An 18022-nucleotide genomic window follows, 5' to 3' on the forward strand; every position below is an offset into this window, starting at 1 on the left:
TGGATAAGTCGAGTTATCCACATATGCGAAAATTTATCTGCCATTGTGTCACTTTTCCGTTTTCAGCACGCTCATAAACCCCTTTTCCAAGCAACAGAAAACAATCTCTGGAAGGCCTGCTTTCTAAGAAATACGCAGTAATATACAAGGCTCCACATGCTGTTTACAAATGTATTTACATTTGTAAACAGCATGTGGAGCCTAATCTTAGTAAACCTTTTAATTGCTTATAAGTGTATATCTTGAAGCCTTATGTTAAACCGATTGTTTAATTTACATTTTTAATTTAAGTCACAATTCTGCATATTTGCGAAAGCTTGAGAAAGGCTTAAATATTCATTTGTATATCGATATGATCGACAGAATTAAGCAACTGATGGAGGATAAAGAGCTGAGCTCTACCCAGTTCGCCGATGGCGTGGAAGTTCCACGGGCGGTAATCAGCCACATCTTGAGCGGCCGGAATAAGCCGAGTCTGGATGTAATGCTTAAAATTTTGGCCGCGCACCGCGATGTGAGTATGAGCTGGCTTTTGTTGGGCGATGGGGAAATGTACAGTCCCGAACCTTCGCCACCAGCTGCCAGTCAGGTAGAAAAGGAGTCGCTTTTTAAGCAGCAGGAGCATATCGCCTTTCCTGGGCAGCAGAAACAGTCGCTTGAAAATGTGCAATTAGAGAAGGGTGTGAAAGAGGTTACTGGCAGGAGTAAACCTAGCGTAAAGGAGATAGAGCGGATCGTGTATTTTTATAGCGACAAGACTTTCGAAACGTTTACTCCTGCCTGCTGATCAGCCTGGTGCCATAAGAGCGGCCGGCCCGGATGGACGGGCACGGCAGTACAGTAGGTCTTGCGTGCTGGCAGACGGACCTTTCAGAAATGAACCTATCAAAATCAGGAGCTAAGCCAGGGCGGATCGGATAGCGGCCATCCCTAATTGAAATTGCCTGCGGGCCAAATGCAATCAAGTTTTTTGTGGGGCATATAGCGTGGTAGCCCGGCAACTAAATTATTCCAATCAAAAACACCCTCCGCAGACCTCTTTTTCTGCTGCTGCTGCTGATCCGGCTGCCGGGCGACTGGTTTTGCCCCAAGGCACTTGGCAGCAGCCGAGCTGGCGGTGCCATAAACCAGGAGCAGATGATCGGAGTAAAAGGCTAAAGCAGCTATAGTCAGATGCCAGTTACATCCAGCCAGGGTTTATGAAGAAGCTTTTTAGTCGCCTTAAGTTCCTGTACCAGTATATAATAGGCAGCATTGGGTTTTATCCAACGCTTATTGCTTTGCTCTTCTTTGCGCTGGCCATGTTCATGATTTACCTGGAGACGAGGGGCCTTAGCGAAAGAATTAAAGAGAATCTCCCGTTCTTTATTATTACCAATGGCGAGACAGCCCGCATGGTGCTGAGTTCTATTACCACAGGCCTTATCTCGCTGGTCGTCTTTAGCTTTACCATGGTGATGCTGGTGCTCAACCAGGCCAGCAGTAATTTCTCCCCAAGGGTTATCCCGGGGCTCATCACCTACAGATCAAATCAAAAAATACTGGGCCTCTTTCTGGGCACGCTTCTTTATACGCTGGTGGTGATGGTGAATATCCGGTCGGACCTCTACAGCGAGGATCTGCCTGGCCTGGCCATTTTTCTGGCTATGTGCTTCACGATTATATGTCTGAGCTTCTTTGTTTACTTTATCCATTCCATCTCCCAGTCCATCCAGATAGATAATATCCTGGAAAGCATTTATGGGGTTACCCGCCAGGTTATGCTGCAGGAAGAAAAGGATGCTGAACAGCCTCTACGCCCGCAGCCGGCCTTTGATGCGGCAGAGTGGCATGAGGTGCTGAGCCCACGCACAGGGCATCTGCAGAGCCTCGACGGTAAACCAATTGCAGCCTTGTGCCGCGAACACCAGGTGCTGGTGGAGTTTATGCAGCCACTGGGGAGCTTTGTGGTAGAAGGTACCCCCTTTCTGAGGGTGAACCGGCCTGTCGCAAACCTGGATTCCTTTTGTGAAGAGTTGCTGGATCATGTCAACTTTTATCAGGCCGAAATAGTAGAGGTAAATTATCTCTATGGCTTTAAGCAGATAACTGAGAGCGCCGTGAAGGCCTTGAGCCCCAGTATAAACGACCCCGGCACGGCCGTGCGGGCGATCGATTATCTGACTGACCTGCTCGCGCTTCGCATGCGGCTGCCAGACGAGGAACTGTTGTTTGATGAGGAAGATACCGCCAGGGTCAGGTTGAAGAAGGAAGATTTTGGGCAGCTCTGTGCCATCTGCCTCAGCCCCATCCGGCTCTATGGAAAAGGCGATGTTGTTATTGTGCTGCGCCTGCTCTTTCTCCTGAAGAACCTGCTTTACAAGGCACAGGCAGCTCCTGAGAGAGTGTCGGACATTTACAGGCAGGCGGAGCTGCTGCTGCATGATGCCGGTCAGGAAATAGCCAACCCGGGAGACCGCGAGAAGGTTAACAGGCAGGTGTCGGAACTAAACAGCCTGAAAATTCTCAGGCAAAGCCTTGCATTATTGCCTGCCAAGCCCTGAAATACGACTCAAATAGCATATTTTTGCAGCTGTTTGCTTACATCTATTTCTATTTATGCTTCTTAGAGCCCTTAAAAACACCCTCGACGGCATTTTTAACATACAGAACGAGACTGACGAAGAAGGCACGATCCGGGAAATTTACGATAAAACCCCGATCCGGGGAAACAATACCTGGATGCTGATTTGCTCGGCTATGCTGGCCTCCATTGGCCTGGATGTGGGTTCAGGAGCCGTTATCATCGGGGCTATGCTTATTTCCCCCCTCATGTCGCCGATTCTGGGGGTGGGGCTCTCGGTGGGGATCAACGACAAGGAAATGCTCATTGCCTCGATGAAGAACCTGACTGTGGCTGCACTGGCCGGATTAATGGTGAGCACCTTTTACTTTTGGCTGACGCCCCTTGGAGAACCTACCAACGAGATCCTGGCCCGCACGCAACCCACGCTCCTCGATGTGATGGTCGCCTTCTTTGGCGGGGTGGCCGGTATTGTGTCTATTTCCAGGTCCGACAAGTCGAATGCCATTCCGGGGGTAGCCATTGCCACCGCCCTGATGCCGCCGCTCTGTACGGCCGGTTACGGCCTGGCCATGGGCAGGCTCAACTACTTTTTCGGTGGCTTTTACCTGTTTTTTATAAACGCGGTATTTATTAGCCTGGCCACTTTCCTGATCGTGAAGTACCTTAAATTTGAGGTGAAGCACTACCTCGATAAAAAGAAGGAGCGGCAGGTGGCGCGCGTAATGGGCGTGATCCTTTTTATAGTGGTGCTGCCGAGCGTCTATTTCCTGTACAACATCTATAAAGAAGTGCAAACCAAAAAGAAGATCGAGAACCTGATCGTAAAAGACTTTGCAGGCAGAAACAACGAGATACTTAAGTGGGAAATTGCCGACAGCGACTCTATTAGCCTGGTGAAGATCTACAGCGTGGGCAGTACTCTGGAGGAGGGGCTGGTAAACCAGTATAATACGGTGCTGAAGAAGAATGACCTTAGCGATTACCAGGTAAAGGTGGTGCAGCTGGACGTGTCGGCAGAAGATGTGCAGCAGATGGCCTCTCAGATCACCAACAACCTGACCCGCGATTTTCTGAAGACCGTAGAGATACAAAAGCTCCAGAACCAGCGGCTGGACAGCCTCCGGAAGCTGGAGGCCCAGCGATATACCTCCGGCCAGGCTACAACCGACCTCAGGCTGCTTTTTCCGGAGATAAGAAAGGCGCAGATAGGAGAGATGGTGGTGGCATCAGAAAGCCAGCGGCAGGATACGGTGGTGGTCGTCATGCTTGAGTGGCAGGGCCAGGCGCTGCCCGTAAAGCCCGGTCAGCCTGGAAAGCCTGCGCAGCAGAAGCCGTCAAAAATAGAAGCAGACAAAGTGCGGGAGCATGAGCGGAGGATCGGGACTTTTGTCGCCCGGAAACTAAAGCGCGATTCGGTGCAGGTGGTATCCAGCTTCTCGGGGGCAGGAGTAAGCAGATAAGTTTACGTTGCCGGCCAGGTTTTAAAGACACAAGGCCTTTTCATCAGTAGCACAAATCAAATGCTGAATGCCGCTATGCGCTGCCATGGCCTATAGCACATTAATTTGCGATTTTCCTAATGATTTTGCTCCTCCAGAGGGTCTGCTGCTCCTGCTGCTGCTTGGTAAAGCTTGAATACTTTCTTAAGACAAGAACCGTTAATAGCTTTAATATTAAGGTTTTATTAAGGCAACATTTTGTTCTTTCACTCATTCATTCATTCATTCATTCACTCACTCATTCATCTATTCCTAAGCACCGGTAAGGTCTTCTCTGAACCTCTCTACAACCTGTTCCATAATGTCAGCCAGAAAATCGATGTTTTCCTGCATCTGCTGCAGGTTAGTCTGTGCTTTGGCATCCGATTCAATTTGCCGGACAACAGTTTTGAGCGATTCTATCCGAATAGCATCTATGGTGGATTTCAGTTTATGGGCAGCAGCGCTTACAGCAGCCCAGTCGGCGGAGGCGTAGCTTTGCTGGAGATCAGTTACCGTGGCAGGTACCGAGTCTATGAAAAGCTGCTTGGTGCGAATCATAAAGGCCTCGTTACCCCGCGACATTTTCTGGATCATGGTCAGGTCGTACAATGGCTCAGCATTGCCTAATGGAGGAGTTGTCATGTATTTTGTTATTTATATTTCTTCGGTGCGGTTCAGGAGCTGTGCTTTTCACTGGTCAGATCAATGTCTTCCCGGGTTCCTGGCAAAGGTGTACATGTTAAATGAAAGGCTGCCCTATCTTATTCTTCCATCGAGTATCCTGCACAAAGTTATCCAGAAAACAAGAAGCTATGCTTTAAATTTAAGCAGGCAATATTTTAAATACCAACGTTCTATAAAAACAGTTTGTGTAAAAATAGTGCCAGGTAAGCGCTGATGATCATTAAACGCCAGCTTTTTTTTACAAGTATGGATTTCGAATGCTACAAAGCAAATATTAAGTGCATTCAGGCAATATATATTGTATATCTGTCAGAAAATCATCAGCAGCAGAGGGTCTTTTTGATTCGAATAATTCAGATGACCTGTCAGTCTCTTCTTCTCTAACCGTCCTGACTAATGCCTACAGGAAACCTCTTAGTGCCCGTTACAGGGTTGCTTGTTGGGTAACAGGGGAATTCTGCTAATCAAAATGCCCTTCCGGAGGCTTTTCCTGCTGTTGCTGCTGATCCGGTTACTAATTCTATATCCCGGCCTAAGTGCTTTTAAACAGGTTTGTCAGATTGTGTGACGTAGCAGCAAGGAGCCTGGTTTATGAATTATTCCAATCAAAAAGACCCTCTGAACAATCTGCTGCTGCTGCTGTTTTTATCCGACAATACTTGCTTTCGTGTGCTTAGACTTTAACAAACAGCTCCTTGTTCTGAATCATGCGGTAGATCGTCGATTTGCCGATGTCGAGTTTGTCGGCTACCAGCAGCACGTTGTAGTCGTATTTTTCGAGGTAGTACTGCATAATATCCCGGTTGTAGTCTTTCAGGGAGCGTTCCTTCGTCAGAAAGTCCATGTTCGAGTTGTTGTTGGCCTGGAAGTTAATGTGGTGCTCCTGGATCTCGTTATCATCAGAGAGCACCACGGCCAGTTCTACCACGGCCTTCAGTTCCCGCACATTTCCGGGAAAGGCGTAGGAGAGGAGTTTCTCCTGCGCTTCCGCAGATAGCTTTTTGCGGCCCATGCCGTTCTCTTTGGTAAAGCCTTCTATAAAATGCTTGGCCAGCATGAGAATGTCGCCACCCCGCTCCCGAAGGGGCGGCAGGTTTAGCGGCAAGCCCAGCAGCCTGTAGTAAAGGTCTTCGCGGAAGGTGCCTTTTTTCACCTCTTCTGCCAGGTTCTTGTGCGTGGCCACAATAATGCGCACATCCACGGGCACTATGGTATTGCCTCCCACACGGGCTATTTCTTTCTCCTGCAGCACCCGCAGCAGTTTGGCCTGCAGGCTGATGTCGAACTCGCCGATCTCATCGAGAAAGATGGTGCCTTTGTTCGCCTCCTCAAACTTGCCCAGCCTGCGGGACATAGCACCTGTGAAGGCCCCTTTCTCATGGCCAAAAAGTTCGCTCTCGATAAGTTCCCTGGGGATAGCCGCCACGTTGACGGCCACATATGGTTGTTTCTTGCGGAGGCTGTTGTAATGTATGGCTTTGGCCACCAGTTCTTTGCCCGTGCCTGTCTCGCCTGTAATCGAGACGGTGATGTTGGTTTTAGCGGCCTTGTCCATCATGGCGAAAAGGCGCTTTATGGCTTCGCTGTTGCCAATTATAATATTGCTAAAGTCGTATTTCTGGCCGATCTCTTCCCGCAGCAGCTGTATCTCTTCGCGCAGCGAGGCATTTTCCCGGATTTTGTTGATGGTGTTCCAGAGCCGCTCCGGTGTGTCTTCGTCTTTTACAATATAATCGTATGCGCCTTTTTTCAGCAGATCAACCGCCGTGGCCACATCCTCCTGCCCTGAGATAACAACCACCTGCGTGTCAGGGCTCTGCTCTTTTATTTTATTAAGTACCTCCGATCCGTTTTTATCGGGCAGCGAATAGTCCAGGGTAAGCGCGTCGGGCCGCTCGTGCAGGGCAGCCAGGCAATCTTTGGCAGCATGAAATTTTCGAATCTCGTAATCCGGGTTCAGAGACAGGTGGTATTCCAAAAGATCGCTATACCAGACATCGTCGTCCAGAATAAAGATTTTAAACGTTGAATGCTTCATGAAGTCTTACTGGCACACACAATTCTTAAAGCTCAAAGTTACTACTATTTAGGTATGAAAAAATAACATCCGGCTCAGAAATTTCATGTCTCCGGAAGCGGGGCTATGCAGGGTGTTTTTCAGGTGGAGGAGGAGATGCAGTTAAAGCCCTTACGATAATACCAACTCGTATTTAGCCTCACGATGCTATTTCTTCTCTGTCATCCGGGAGGGATCTGGTGGGCGTGCGCCTATGGCAATTGCTACCGGCTAGTGCTTCTCCAAATTAAAAATCAGAAATTATGGTAGATATATTTTGGGATAGCCTAACAAGCATAAAACCTTTCTAAAAATCGGATTGGAGGAGCACAAGTGCGTTTAAGTAAATATAGTCGGGTCAGGTCAGTTTGAGAAGTGAAAGAAGTCTGTCTTTCGAAATTATTCTAAGTAAAACAGCCCTTCAGAGACCTCTTCTGCTCTTGATGCTGATGGTCCGGCTCCCATTCGACAGATTTTACTTAAATGTACTTAGTGAATGTAAGTGAGTAGAGCCGCTTATTTACCTGTCTGCGGCAGCAGCCCGTTCCAAGGCTATTGTCTTCGTTATACCATTGCTGTCAGGCTAAGCTAAACGCTTTCATCCTGTTATACCAAAAAAGCTGCACCGCTAGCCCTTGTTGGGTGTTTTTCACCAACAAGGGCTAGCGGTGCTCAATTTGTAAAAGTATCAAAGTGTCTGAAGACCTTTCTCCTTCTTATTGTGTCGGCTACGGGGCAGACCAGTATGCTAGCGCTAAACTGGCGGCATCAAAATAAATGCAAGACTTTTCCCTGGAAGAAGAGCTTCAATGGTAGACCTTGGAAAAGGAGGCAATCTCCAAAGCTTACTGTATTCTATTTATACCTGCTAATAGCTGGTGAAAGTATTCCTGAAGGTGAAATAATTGCCTGCCCTTGCTGGGTGTTTTCACCAGCAAGCAAAGCTCACTTCGAGCATAAACAGCCATCCAGGTCCTGAAGACACGGCATTATTCCTGCCGCCAGCAATTTCCCTGCTCTGTTGCCTTCAAGCGCAGAAATGCCTGTTGGTGAAAACACACATCAGGGGCGGACGGAGCAGGTTTTATGGCTGATACCACCCATAGCCTGACGGCTATGGGGAAGGGACCCTCTTTAAAGAGCGTTCAGCGAGTGGGGAAAGGGGCCCCTGACAAACAAAATCGTCTTGATTTTTTTGGAACTCCCCTCCTTTTTTCAAGGAGGGGGAGGGGTGGTTCTTGTATCAAGGCAAAAAGAATAAAGACATGGGCAATAAAACAAGCTGCCTCCGCAGACAGGTAAAGAAGTGGCTATCCTAACATAAACTCCCTAGCCAATAGCCATTGCCTTAGGCTCTCGCCCACCAGATCCCTTCGGGATGACAAAATGGGAGAGGCATGGTGAAAATATGAAAGGAACTAAATACGAGTTGGTATTACTGGTAAACATATTATTTAAGATGAAATAATAACTTGATGGGATTTATAGTATAAGCCTGGGTATTAGGTTGATCTGATAACTTCGTAGCGGGCCCGCACAAACATAAAAATGCCATAGCAGATAAGGCCGACAGCTACTGCACCCAGCAGGTAGGAGCCGTAAATAGAATTCTCCAGGAACTGAAAAGCGCTCTGGCTGCCGCCGGCTTCCTTGGCGTTCGCCTCCAGGGCTGCCCTTAAGAACATGTACCCGATGATCAGCCACACGACTCCCCGGGCAAAATAGCCAACTCTGCCTGCCTTTATCAGCGTTCCTTTCACTTCCTGCTTGATTTCACTCTCTTTGATCTTCTTTTTGTATTTGCCCGAAAAAGCCCTGTAAAACTGGTAGATCCCCATGCCTATTATGCCCAGCGCCACCGCCCCGGCCAGCCATTGCCCCAACGGCTGGGCCAGCAGTTCCCGGGCCAGCATTTGCCGCGAGTCTTCGCCCTGGCTGCTGCTACCGGAGCCAAGCACCAGCTTAGCGGCGTAAAAGGCGAAGGATGCATACACCAGACCGCTAAAGGCGTACCCAATCCGGGTGCCGATACCCTTCGTGTCGGTTCCTTTGCTATCAGTGTCTTTTATGGCCTGAATGAGGCGCCAGATGGCGTAGCAGGCCATGCCAACCGCTACCAGGGCCAGCAGGGCCTGACCAAATGGCTGCTCCAGTATAAACCGGAACACATCCTGCTTGCCAGCCTCCTGGTTACCTTCGCCGCCTAATTCGAAGGCGGCCATAAACGCCAGCAACCCTACCAGGCAATATACAATCCCCTTGGCGGCCAGGCCCACACGGGCAAACCTGACGACCCACTCCGGCTGAGGCGAAGGCAACCTATGCGCCATTTCAGAAATGTTGATATCCATATGCGAACTTTAGTATATAAACTAATACGCTAAACGCCGCCACCTCTATTTCGTTTCAGAAAAAGAGACGAAGCAGCGGCTATATTTTCAGAAATCTTTAACTTTGACTAACGCTGCCACCTGCTGCCCCGGCAGCGGCGAAATAACCTAATGATACCAACATACTATGAAACAAACCTGTTTGTCTTTTGTGTTTGCTGCCTTGTTCCTGCTGCTTTTGCCGGGCTGTGTGGCTACATCCGGAATCAATACGACGCATGCTATATCGGGTTCGGGCTCCCAGCCTGGCCGGTACTCCACCTACGCCTGGTATCAGGAGCAGCCAGTGCAGGCCCCGGATTTTGAGAAAGGCTTCGATAAGAGCCTGGACCAGCACCTGCGCCGGGCCCTGGAGGAGGAACTGCAGAAGAAAGGATTTAAACCGGCAACTGAAAATCCCGATGTATTAATAGCGTATGACGTGAGTGTATCGGTGCCGGTGGAAAAAGATGTGCCGGCTAATTTTGCCCATGGCTTTGGGTATAGCTATGCGCACATGGCAGGTTACCGGTATGCCTATCAGAATTCCGGAGCCCCTGGCTACCGGTCGGTAGACCTGTTCAAGCAGGGCACCCTGATCATAGATTTCGTAGACCCTGCTTCCAACCAGCTGCTGTGGAGAGGCTGGACAGAAGGAGCCATCAGCAATTTTGGGGCAGGTTATGGAAAGGTGCGGAGAGCGGTAGAAACTATTCTGGCGAAGAGCTTCACAAACTAGCCTGCTTCTTTCCGTATCGGAATCGGAGTTTGCATCACTTTTAAATATCGAGGCACGTATCACGACGCACGTATCTCGTATCACGAGACATGACAGTTTTTTTGCATATAAACGACGTCTCAGAGCATGTTTAAATTTATATTTAACTGATTCTCAGTCAAATCTGTTAATTATCAACTGGCAGTTTTGCCATAAAACCCAAGCTTCTGCACTTTGAGTAGTCTTCTCATGGTCTTTGTCGAGCCTACGGAAGAAGTTGAAGAGGCCAAATGCCCGCTCGCTCACCCATCGCCACCTAACCGGCACGAACTCTGTTGCCTCTGGGGGGCGAGAGCTGATTTCTACTTCCACACCAAATAAATTTTCCTCTACCCACTCCATGAATACCTTCTCGTATGCCGCATCGGCCAGTATTTTTTTCATGTGGTCCATGTAGCCCAGCAACGGTTCTACCACCCGTTGTGCCACCGCTCCGTCCGCCTTGTTGGCAGCATGCACCACCACCCCCCAAACCAGTCCCAGTGTGTCTGTGATAACATGCCGCTTACGGCCATTTACCTTTTTGTTACCGTCCACTCCTGTATCCTCTGCGACGAAGGGAGCAACCTTAATAGACTGTGAGTCAATGCAGAACTGACTAGGAGTTGGCTGCTTGTCAACGCGCTTCCGCTCCAGTTTGTTAGGCGACCAGTTCAAGCGCTGGAGCGTGCCGTCTCTCTGCCATTTCCTAAAATAGTAGTAGACAAGCTGCCACTTAGGAAAGGTTTCAGGAAGATTCCGCCACTGGTTCCCAATGCGGAGGCACCAGAAAATGGCATCCACGATAACCCTTAAACTGTGAATGCGTTTGCGTTGAGTGGGAAGCGTGTCTTTGATAGCTTCCCAGTGCGAGTCAGTGAGTCTCCGATAGTGAGATTGCATAAGCTTTAGTGTTTGGTTACTCTTTTGCTTACGCACTGACTCGCTCTTTTTTAATCAAAGCTGAAATTTAAACATGCTCTCAACTTCCTGGAATTTTCCATGGCAAAAAAAGCAAATTAAATTCCCCGCCTTAGTTAGGGAGTGGCAGGGATGGATGTTTTTTTAATTAGATCTCCGATAGGTTATGACGCAGTCTATCAAAGGCACAATAAATTCCAAGGTTTTGTGGCACTGTCTAGCTTAAAGCTGATTTTCCGGCGGCTCTATGGAGGTGCTGCGTGTTACGAGTTTGTCTGAATCATGATTTTCAGGATGTGAAGATGAGCAGGATGTTCTTTAAGCTTCCGGGAGGTGCTTGTTTTACTGCACCTTTACAGGAGGATGGCAAACCTTTAGAGTCTGCCTTCCCACTCCTGATAAAACTGGGCCAGAAAGCCTTCCATATACTGATGTCTTTGTGCTGCCATGGCTTTAGCTGTTTTAGTGTGCATGCGGTATTTGAGCAGGAGCAGCTTTTCGTAGAAGTGGTTGAGGGTAGGAGCGGAGGCTGTTTTATAGGCCTCAAATGAATCGTGCAGTACCGGTTTTATGGCCGGGTTGTACATTTCATGGCCTTTGTGCCCGCCATAGGCAAAGGCGCGGCCAATGCCGATGGCCCCGATGGCATCCAGCCGGTCGGCATCCTGCACAATCTGTCCCTCCACGCTGTTCATGGCTGAACTGGTGCCTGCTCCCTTGTAGGATATTTCTTTTATAATGAGGCAAATATGGTCAATATCGGTAGCCTTTACTTCAAGCGACTCCAGCCACTCCTGTGCCATGCGAGGCCCTACGCTTTCATCGCCGCCATGGAATTTATGATCACCAATGTCGTGCAGCAGGGCGGCTAGTTCCACTATAAACAGGTCGGCCTGTTCGTGTTTGGCAATAGCCAGGACATTTTGCCACACGCGGTACACATGCCACCAGTCGTGGCCGGAGCCTTCGCCGGAGAGGAGGGATTTTATGTGGTTGGCAGTTGCTTGGATAATAGTATCGTTTTCGGGCATGAATTGGTGGGCTGGTAAACAATAGAAATCAAAATTAGAAATTAGGGTAGTGGATTAAAAAGTATGATGTTTAGCTACCGAAATAAACAGAAAGCTAAACATCATACTTTTTAATCCACTACCTTATTTAATAATCCTTTGCTGTTATTTCCTAAGAAGAGCATTCTAGTCAGTTCATGCCTCCTTAATAAAAATGTGAGCAATAATGGGACGAAAATACCTATTAGAAGGAACAAATATGGTTCAGGTACTTCTCCAGAAATATTGTGAAACACAAAGTTGGAAACTATATGCAAATACATAATAGGGATTGTATTCTTTCCTATATGTGTTAGAAACTCTTTCAGCTTTGCTTGCTTGATATTTGCAGAAATCAGCAAAACCAGCACTGTAAAATAAATTGGGATTAGCAGGCCTAATATTGGATTGGATATATCTCCATACTTCATATTTACCTTGAAGAAAAGGTTATTAGAAAGTCCAAGGTAAAGCAAGATAATACCTATTAAAATTGAAAGTGCTATTATATAAATAGAGGCATTTTGTATTCGCCTTAGCGCGGCTTTGGTAAAATAACCTAGTGCGAAATAGGTAAATGCATAAGGCACCACAATTAGAACCCAAGGTTATGGGGCAGATGCCTGTCAGACTTTATCTTGATTAGTACACTTTTTCTACTACATCTTTGAATTAGCCATTTGCATAATGCGTGCAATATCTTTTGCCACTCTTCTAGAAACAGCTCTGCCTGCCTCTTTATATAGATGATTCCCGTCAGTGGTTAGAAATTCTCCTGACTCCATAAAATAATTCAGATAATGGATGTTGTATTCATTAGCAATCCTTTGTGCTAAAGTATCAAAGCTGGGGGCGTACTTGTTTTCAATATCGGACATTTCTTTAGCAACCGGCAACCTAACAAGATATACTTCTCCATGAGTCTTTAGAAACTCTATTGTTTCTTTTAAAGCCTGTATTCGTAAAGCTGACAAAGCCCCATGTTCAGCATACTTTTTATAGTCTTTCACCTTTGTATGTATTCTTGCCGCTACTACAGATGAATCTACAGGAACATTCACCTCTAGCCATCCATTTTTATGCAATTTCATTGTCCGGTGCTTTCTTTCAAATACATGGTAAAGAGGCTCATCATAAAAACGTAAAATGTACTCATAGTTCGGGCTTACATTCACCAGATTTATCTTTGAAGTAAAAGACTTATTCTCTCTGAAGTTCTCCGGTGCTGCTTCCTGTCTTGTAAGGGATGATACAGCCCAGGGGTCCACAGCAATGATAAATAGACCGTCCTTCACTTCTTCTACCTTCTCTTTTATAAGATTCAGGTATGCAGGTCCAAAAGGAGAATGTGAGAGGGTGAATGCAAAGTTCTGCATCTTTGGAGCTAGCTCCTCGAATGCTTGCGGATGCAGCCCTTGTGCTGCCCGTGATGTTCCAATTATCAGGGATGGTGCCTTGTCTGTTGTTAACCGGGTATAGAACGGGTCCATATACCCAGAGTTGAATTTCCAGGCAACAGGTAATACAATAATCGCTGCTATGCCAAATAAGAGAAATGCTTTAATGAGGATTGTTTTCATTAGAATTGGAAATAGATAAAGGCACTGGAGCTAAATACACCAAAATAAATGAATATCAGAAGGTAAAGGGAGTAAATACCCCAGCGAAGGATAGGGTTAAAGCCTGAAATGTGAAACCTAACATTTCGCTGCCTTTGAAGGTAATGCACACCCTCCATCACTAAAATAAATAGAACACCCAAAAGAAATTCTTGCTTCACCTGCCCCATGACATTACTACCATGAACCAGTTGAATGGCAAACGCTTTGGCGCTTTCTAGTAGGTTGCTGAACATGTGTGTGGAGATGTACCAGGCGTCTGAGATCGTGTTGGCCCTGAAGAAGACCCAGGCCAGGCACACTAAAGAGAAAGTGGTACCCACTTGAATAGACCGGTAAACTGTTTCATTCCTGTTAAGGCCAAATAGGCTCACAAGGGAATCTCTTTTCTTGGCTGTCATAAGCCCGAAGACCTGGTAGAGGCCGTGCAGGGCGCCCCACACGATGAAGGTCCAGTTAGCCCCGTGCCAGAGCCCGCTGACCAGGAACACGATGAAAAGGTTGTAGTACCAGCGCCACTTCAGCACCCGGTTACCTCCCAATGGAATGTAAAGGTAATCTCGGAACCAGGTAGAAAGGGAGATGTGCCAGCGGCCCCAGAATTCCCGGATGGACTTGGAGAAGTAGGGCCTCCTGAAGTTCTCCATCAGCCTGAAGCCCATCACCTGGGCCGCGCCAATGGCAATGTCAGAGTAGCCCGAGAAGTCGCAGTAGATCTGGAAGGCAAAGAACACGGTGGCGATGATAAGGGGGACGCCCTCATAGTCTGTCGGGTTGTTGTAGACCTGGTTGACCATCACGGCCAGCCGGTCGGCGATCACGACTTTCTTGAACAGCCCCCAGGCCATCAGCTTGAGGCCATCCGTCACGCGCTGGTAGTTGAACTCGTGCTTTTCCCTGAGCTGGCTGAGCAGGTTGCCCGCCCGCTCAATCGGCCCCGCCACCAGCTGCGGGAAAAAGGTGACAAAGAGGGCAAAGATGCCAAAGTGTTTCTCGGCCCTGATCCTGCCGTAGTACACGTCTATCGAGTAGCTCATGGTCTGGAAGGTGTAGAAGGAGATGCCCATCGGCAGGAGCAGCTCAAAGGCCGGCGCGGCATAAGGAAGATCTAACACCTGAGCCAGATCCCGGGCGGCGGCGTTAAAGAAGTTGTAGTACTTGAAGGTGAACAGGATGCCCAGGTTAGAGAGGAGGCTGAGCCATAGCCACGGTTTCCTTCTTGCCCTGTTCTCCTCACTGTGCCTGTCCATCATGTTGCTGCACAGGTAGTCGATGAGCGTGGAGATGACAAGGATGATGGCATAGTCCACGCGCCAGAACATGTAGAAGGTGTAGCTGGCGAAGAGCAGCACCACCCACCTGAACCTGTGAGGCAGCAGGAAGTAAAGGAGAACTACTGTCGGGAAAAAGACAAGGAACTCGAATGAGTTGAAAAGCATAGGGAAACACAATAAAGAAACTGCAAATTTGAGGCAATTTCTTTTTTAATCAAAGGAACTTGATCCTTAGAGAGAAAATTTATCATACAACGAGTTATTTACTTCAATATGAAGAAGTGGTAAACACCCATTATTTCTATCAATGTTGTATGTCTCTAACTTTTTCAGATAAGGAACACGAGTACCTGAGTGCTTTGATAAATAAAATTGAAATGGTAAAACTAGATAAATCTTGAGGCTCTTATAGACAGCGACAGCACATGTCGGAAAATACTTCAGGGATAATATAAAAACTGTGATTGCTTCGTACATAGGCTATGGGGGTAATTTAAGTTACGAAATTGTCATGAAACGGAAAGATATAAGCGAACCAGAGCGCCTGAGCCGCTTTGTTAAATCCTTCGATAGCCACAGCCAGGATTTTAAAGGACTAACCTTAAAGCTGCTTGAATCCGGTCAAAGCATCGAAGCTGTCAGCGCTATGACTGGTGTAAGTCCTTCCACTCTTTATGAGTGGATAGGCCAGTGGAATGAAAAAAAGAAGTTGGCTTAGTCAACCGCCAGGGCCAGGGAGGAGGGGCTAAGCCACGCTTGAGCAAAGAGCAGAAGCAGGAATTCAAAGAGTTGCTCCAGAGCCAGGGAGGTTTTTATACCATTGGCCGGCTGCGTAACCTGGCCTTGGAGCACTTTGGCGTAAAGTACGGCAGGCGGCAGATGCAGCGCCTGGCAAGGGAGCTGCACATGTACTGCTACAAGCCCCAGCCGCGGGACCATCGGCAGCAGGACGGCGCCTGCTGCCGACTCAAAGACAGGGTGCAGGCGGTGGCGGATGTGCTGCGGATGCGAGGCAGAGACCTGAGCAAGCTCTGTATCGGCTTTGCCGATGAGAGCTCCCAGCAGCTCTACGGCAACACAGCCAGGCTGTGGTCATTTGAGCGGGGGCTTATCAAGAAGGTGAACACGGACAAGAAGAAGCGCAACTGCTTTGGCTTCTATGCCCTGATGGGCACAAGCGTGCTGAACTTCATTGGCAGGGGAAACCAGCAGACGATGCGGCAGATGCTGGAGGCGATTCGTGCAGCAAATCAAGAGGCTCAAACCATTGTGGTGGTCTGGGACAACCACAGCGCCCACCTGACAAAGTCGGTGGAGGCAAAAGCAGTAGAGTTGGGAATTGTGCTGGTCAATCTGCCTGCTTATTCCCCTGACCTTAATCCGATAGAGCGTGTATGGAAGCAGATAAAGAAAGCCATCAGTCAAGAAGCTCTCATAAAGACAATGGAGGAGCTAGAGGAAATTATCAGCAGCACCTTTGAGAGCTGTTGCAGTAAACTATCTTTCGCTAAAAGCTGGATTGAGAACATCTATAATCAAGTATTCGAAAATCATCCTATTTTGATTTCCGAGAAGTTATGACCCAGTCTATATTAGGTTTCAAGCTGCTCCGTTTATAAGAAAGAAATCATGGATTAAAGTCATCGCACTGCTGTTACGTACCCAAGAAGTTGTAAATGACCGCCTACCCAAGTCCATTAAAATGCATGCACCGTTAACTACTTTAGATGCTCTAGAACAAGCAATTTTATTATACCAGCCAATTTCCCTCTGTAGATCAACCCATTGCATCATTTTCGAAGCTTATTTGTTTTCAGATGTTATGCTAAAATATACAATAGATGAAATAGCAGGATAGATGAAATAGCAGGGGATCTTATAAGTAAAAGTTAAGACTTAGTTTCCAGTATTGTCCGCTAGTGTGAGCTTAGAGATTTAATTTTGTTTCACAACTCCATAAAGGATTGCAGGTCAATTAATTGAAAAATTATTGAAATGTCTATAGTTTGGCAAGTTTAAAAGATATGGACCGGATTTAGCCTCAAACTCGCACCAGCGGCCGGCAAGCTGATTTTCCCTACAAGTTGAGCTTTAGGGGGTAATGGGGATGATGCAAGAATTATGAAAAAATGAGGGGAAGCTAAAGCTCAAGAATCAAATTTTTCGCAGGTCTTAAAACTACCCCAACTCCTTCAAAGGAGGACAAAGACCGCCATAACAAATTTAAGCGGAGCATCTTTATACAGCTTTAATAGGTTAAAGTTTAAGCTCAGACGAATTTATTTTGTATAAGTATAGAAGCACTTGGTAATTAATTCCCTAATTTCGCCGTTTCATATAAATGAGAATGTGGTCAGATATACCTGACTTGTACTGATGTAAATATGTGCAAAATAGAGAAAATGCGTAGTCCGCTTACCCTTATCTGGTTTTTTGCAGCCCTTTTAATGCTAGGAGCCTGTGTGCCGCAACGGAAAATAAAATTATTACAGGAAGAAGCAAACGTAAAGGAACAGGGAGTGGCAGATGAGTTGCTGAAGACAATTAAATTACAACCACCCGTTTATACATTAAAACCTGGAGATATACTCTCCCTGCAGATACGCACCACCACACCAGCTGAGAACAACTTCCTGGCAGCGCCTGCTACAACCTTTGGCACAGCAACTGATCCTCTGCTCACTGGTTATACATTAGATGAGAATGGGAATTTGAACTTACCCGTAATAGGAAATGTCAATCTTCTAAACTTAAGCATGCCAGAAGCGAGAGTGAAGGTAACGGCAGCTCTAACTCCTTATTTTGAGTATCCAACAGTTAACCTTAGGTTGCTAACGTTTAAGTATACAATTGTGGGGGAGGTTGGGTCGCAGGGACAATTTTCCTCGCTACAAGATAACTTAAATTTAATAGAAGCATTGGCCAATGCAGGTGGTTTAACACCTTTTGCTAACAGAGGCCAGGTAAGATTAATAAGGCAGGAAGAGGGGCTTGCTAAAGTTTATACGTTGAGCCTGCTGGAGGAAGATATAATCGGTATGAAAAATTTTTATCTGCATCCAAATGATATGATTGTGGTAGATCCCTTGCCTGCAAAGTTCTTTAAGGAGAATATTCTAATGAATACTACTTTAGTTCTTTCCCTGTTATCATCAGTGACATTGTTATTCCTGCGGCTTCGGCAATAGAGCAACAATGCTTAGGGTAGATAAATGATTAATAGTTTAAATTGATTAAATAATAAAA

General features: G+C 47.1%; 14 protein-coding genes and 1 pseudogene. 7 read left to right on the plus strand and 8 right to left on the minus strand.

All coding sequences use genetic code 11. The features are described from left to right. The first annotated feature begins 352 nt into the window (after nt 1-352). The 3 genes from FJM74_RS00120 to FJM74_RS00130 all read left to right on the plus strand — a co-directional run bounded on the left by FJM74_RS00120 (nt 353) and on the right by FJM74_RS00130 (nt 4026). Nucleotides 353-787 (plus strand): helix-turn-helix domain-containing protein, encoded by a 435-nt coding sequence (locus FJM74_RS00120; RefSeq protein WP_187260529.1) that lies wholly within the window; start codon nt 353-355, stop codon nt 785-787. Between the two features lie 412 nt (nt 788-1199). Beyond that, nucleotides 1200-2543, plus strand: coding sequence for a DUF2254 domain-containing protein (locus FJM74_RS00125; protein WP_187260530.1), 1344 nt, complete (start codon nt 1200-1202; stop codon nt 2541-2543). A 55-nt stretch (nt 2544-2598) separates the two neighbouring features. Then, nucleotides 2599-4026: a TIGR00341 family protein gene (locus FJM74_RS00130; RefSeq protein WP_187260531.1), complete on the plus strand. Its 1428-nt coding sequence runs from the start codon at nt 2599-2601 to the stop codon at nt 4024-4026. Between the two features lie 291 nt (nt 4027-4317). On the opposite strand, the gene FJM74_RS00135 is transcribed toward FJM74_RS00130, so the two are convergent. The 3 genes from FJM74_RS00135 to FJM74_RS00145 form a co-directional block, all read right to left on the minus strand. Then, nucleotides 4318-4689, minus strand: coding sequence for an Hpt domain-containing protein (locus FJM74_RS00135; RefSeq protein WP_187260532.1), 372 nt, complete (start codon nt 4687-4689; stop codon nt 4318-4320). Nucleotides 4690-5404: 715 nt separating this feature from the next. Next, nucleotides 5405-6769, minus strand: a complete 1365-nt coding sequence (locus FJM74_RS00140) for a sigma-54-dependent transcriptional regulator (protein WP_187260533.1) — start codon at nt 6767-6769, stop codon at nt 5405-5407. A 1520-nt stretch (nt 6770-8289) separates the two neighbouring features. Next, nucleotides 8290-9138: a DUF1206 domain-containing protein gene (locus FJM74_RS00145; protein ID WP_187260534.1), complete on the minus strand. Its 849-nt coding sequence runs from the start codon at nt 9136-9138 to the stop codon at nt 8290-8292. 166 nt (nt 9139-9304) lie between these two features. On the opposite strand from FJM74_RS00145, the gene FJM74_RS00150 reads away from it, so the two are divergent. Continuing rightward, the gene (locus FJM74_RS00150; protein WP_187260535.1) at nt 9305-9895 is read left to right on the plus strand and encodes a DUF4136 domain-containing protein; all 591 of its coding nucleotides are present in this window, start codon (nt 9305-9307) and stop codon (nt 9893-9895) included. Nucleotides 9896-10048: 153 nt separating this feature from the next. On the opposite strand, the gene FJM74_RS00155 is transcribed toward FJM74_RS00150, so the two are convergent. The 5 genes from FJM74_RS00155 to FJM74_RS00175 all read right to left on the minus strand — a co-directional run bounded on the left by FJM74_RS00155 (nt 10049) and on the right by FJM74_RS00175 (nt 14941). Next, nucleotides 10049-10816, minus strand: coding sequence for an IS5 family transposase (locus FJM74_RS00155; protein WP_187260536.1), 768 nt, complete (start codon nt 10814-10816; stop codon nt 10049-10051). 392 nt (nt 10817-11208) lie between these two features. Next, complete coding sequence (locus FJM74_RS00160) at nt 11209-11865, minus strand: HD domain-containing protein (protein WP_187260537.1); 657 nt, start codon at nt 11863-11865, stop codon at nt 11209-11211. Between the two features lie 110 nt (nt 11866-11975). Next, entirely contained in the window at nt 11976-12476 is a 501-nt protein-coding gene (locus FJM74_RS00165) for a hypothetical protein (RefSeq protein ID WP_187260538.1), read from the minus strand. A 66-nt stretch (nt 12477-12542) separates the two neighbouring features. Then, nucleotides 12543-13463: a hypothetical protein gene (locus FJM74_RS00170; RefSeq protein WP_187260539.1), complete on the minus strand. Its 921-nt coding sequence runs from the start codon at nt 13461-13463 to the stop codon at nt 12543-12545. Then, nucleotides 13463-14941: an MBOAT family O-acyltransferase gene (locus FJM74_RS00175; RefSeq protein ID WP_187260540.1), complete on the minus strand. Its 1479-nt coding sequence runs from the start codon at nt 14939-14941 to the stop codon at nt 13463-13465. The genes FJM74_RS00170 and FJM74_RS00175 overlap by 1 nt, the downstream gene beginning before the upstream one ends. A gap of 346 nt (nt 14942-15287) precedes the next feature. Here FJM74_RS00175 and FJM74_RS00180 point away from each other — a divergent pair, with 346 nt between their 5' ends. The 3 genes and pseudogenes from FJM74_RS00180 (at nt 15288) to FJM74_RS00190 (ending at nt 17964) form a co-directional block, all read left to right on the plus strand. Next, on the plus strand, nt 15288-15494 hold the full coding sequence (locus FJM74_RS00180) for a helix-turn-helix domain-containing protein (protein ID WP_187260541.1): 207 nt from the start codon (nt 15288-15290) through the stop codon (nt 15492-15494). A gap of 11 nt (nt 15495-15505) precedes the next feature. Then, nucleotides 15506-16357 (plus strand): annotated as a pseudogene (locus FJM74_RS00185) (IS630 family transposase); the annotation flags it as partial. Between the two features lie 803 nt (nt 16358-17160). Next, complete coding sequence (locus FJM74_RS00190) at nt 17161-17964, plus strand: polysaccharide biosynthesis/export family protein (protein ID WP_187260543.1); 804 nt, start codon at nt 17161-17163, stop codon at nt 17962-17964. Nucleotides 17965-18022 lie beyond the last annotated feature (58 nt).

Source organism: Pontibacter beigongshangensis (assembly GCF_014332515.1).
In the GTDB taxonomy this organism is placed as follows: domain Bacteria; phylum Bacteroidota; class Bacteroidia; order Cytophagales; family Hymenobacteraceae; genus Pontibacter; species Pontibacter beigongshangensis.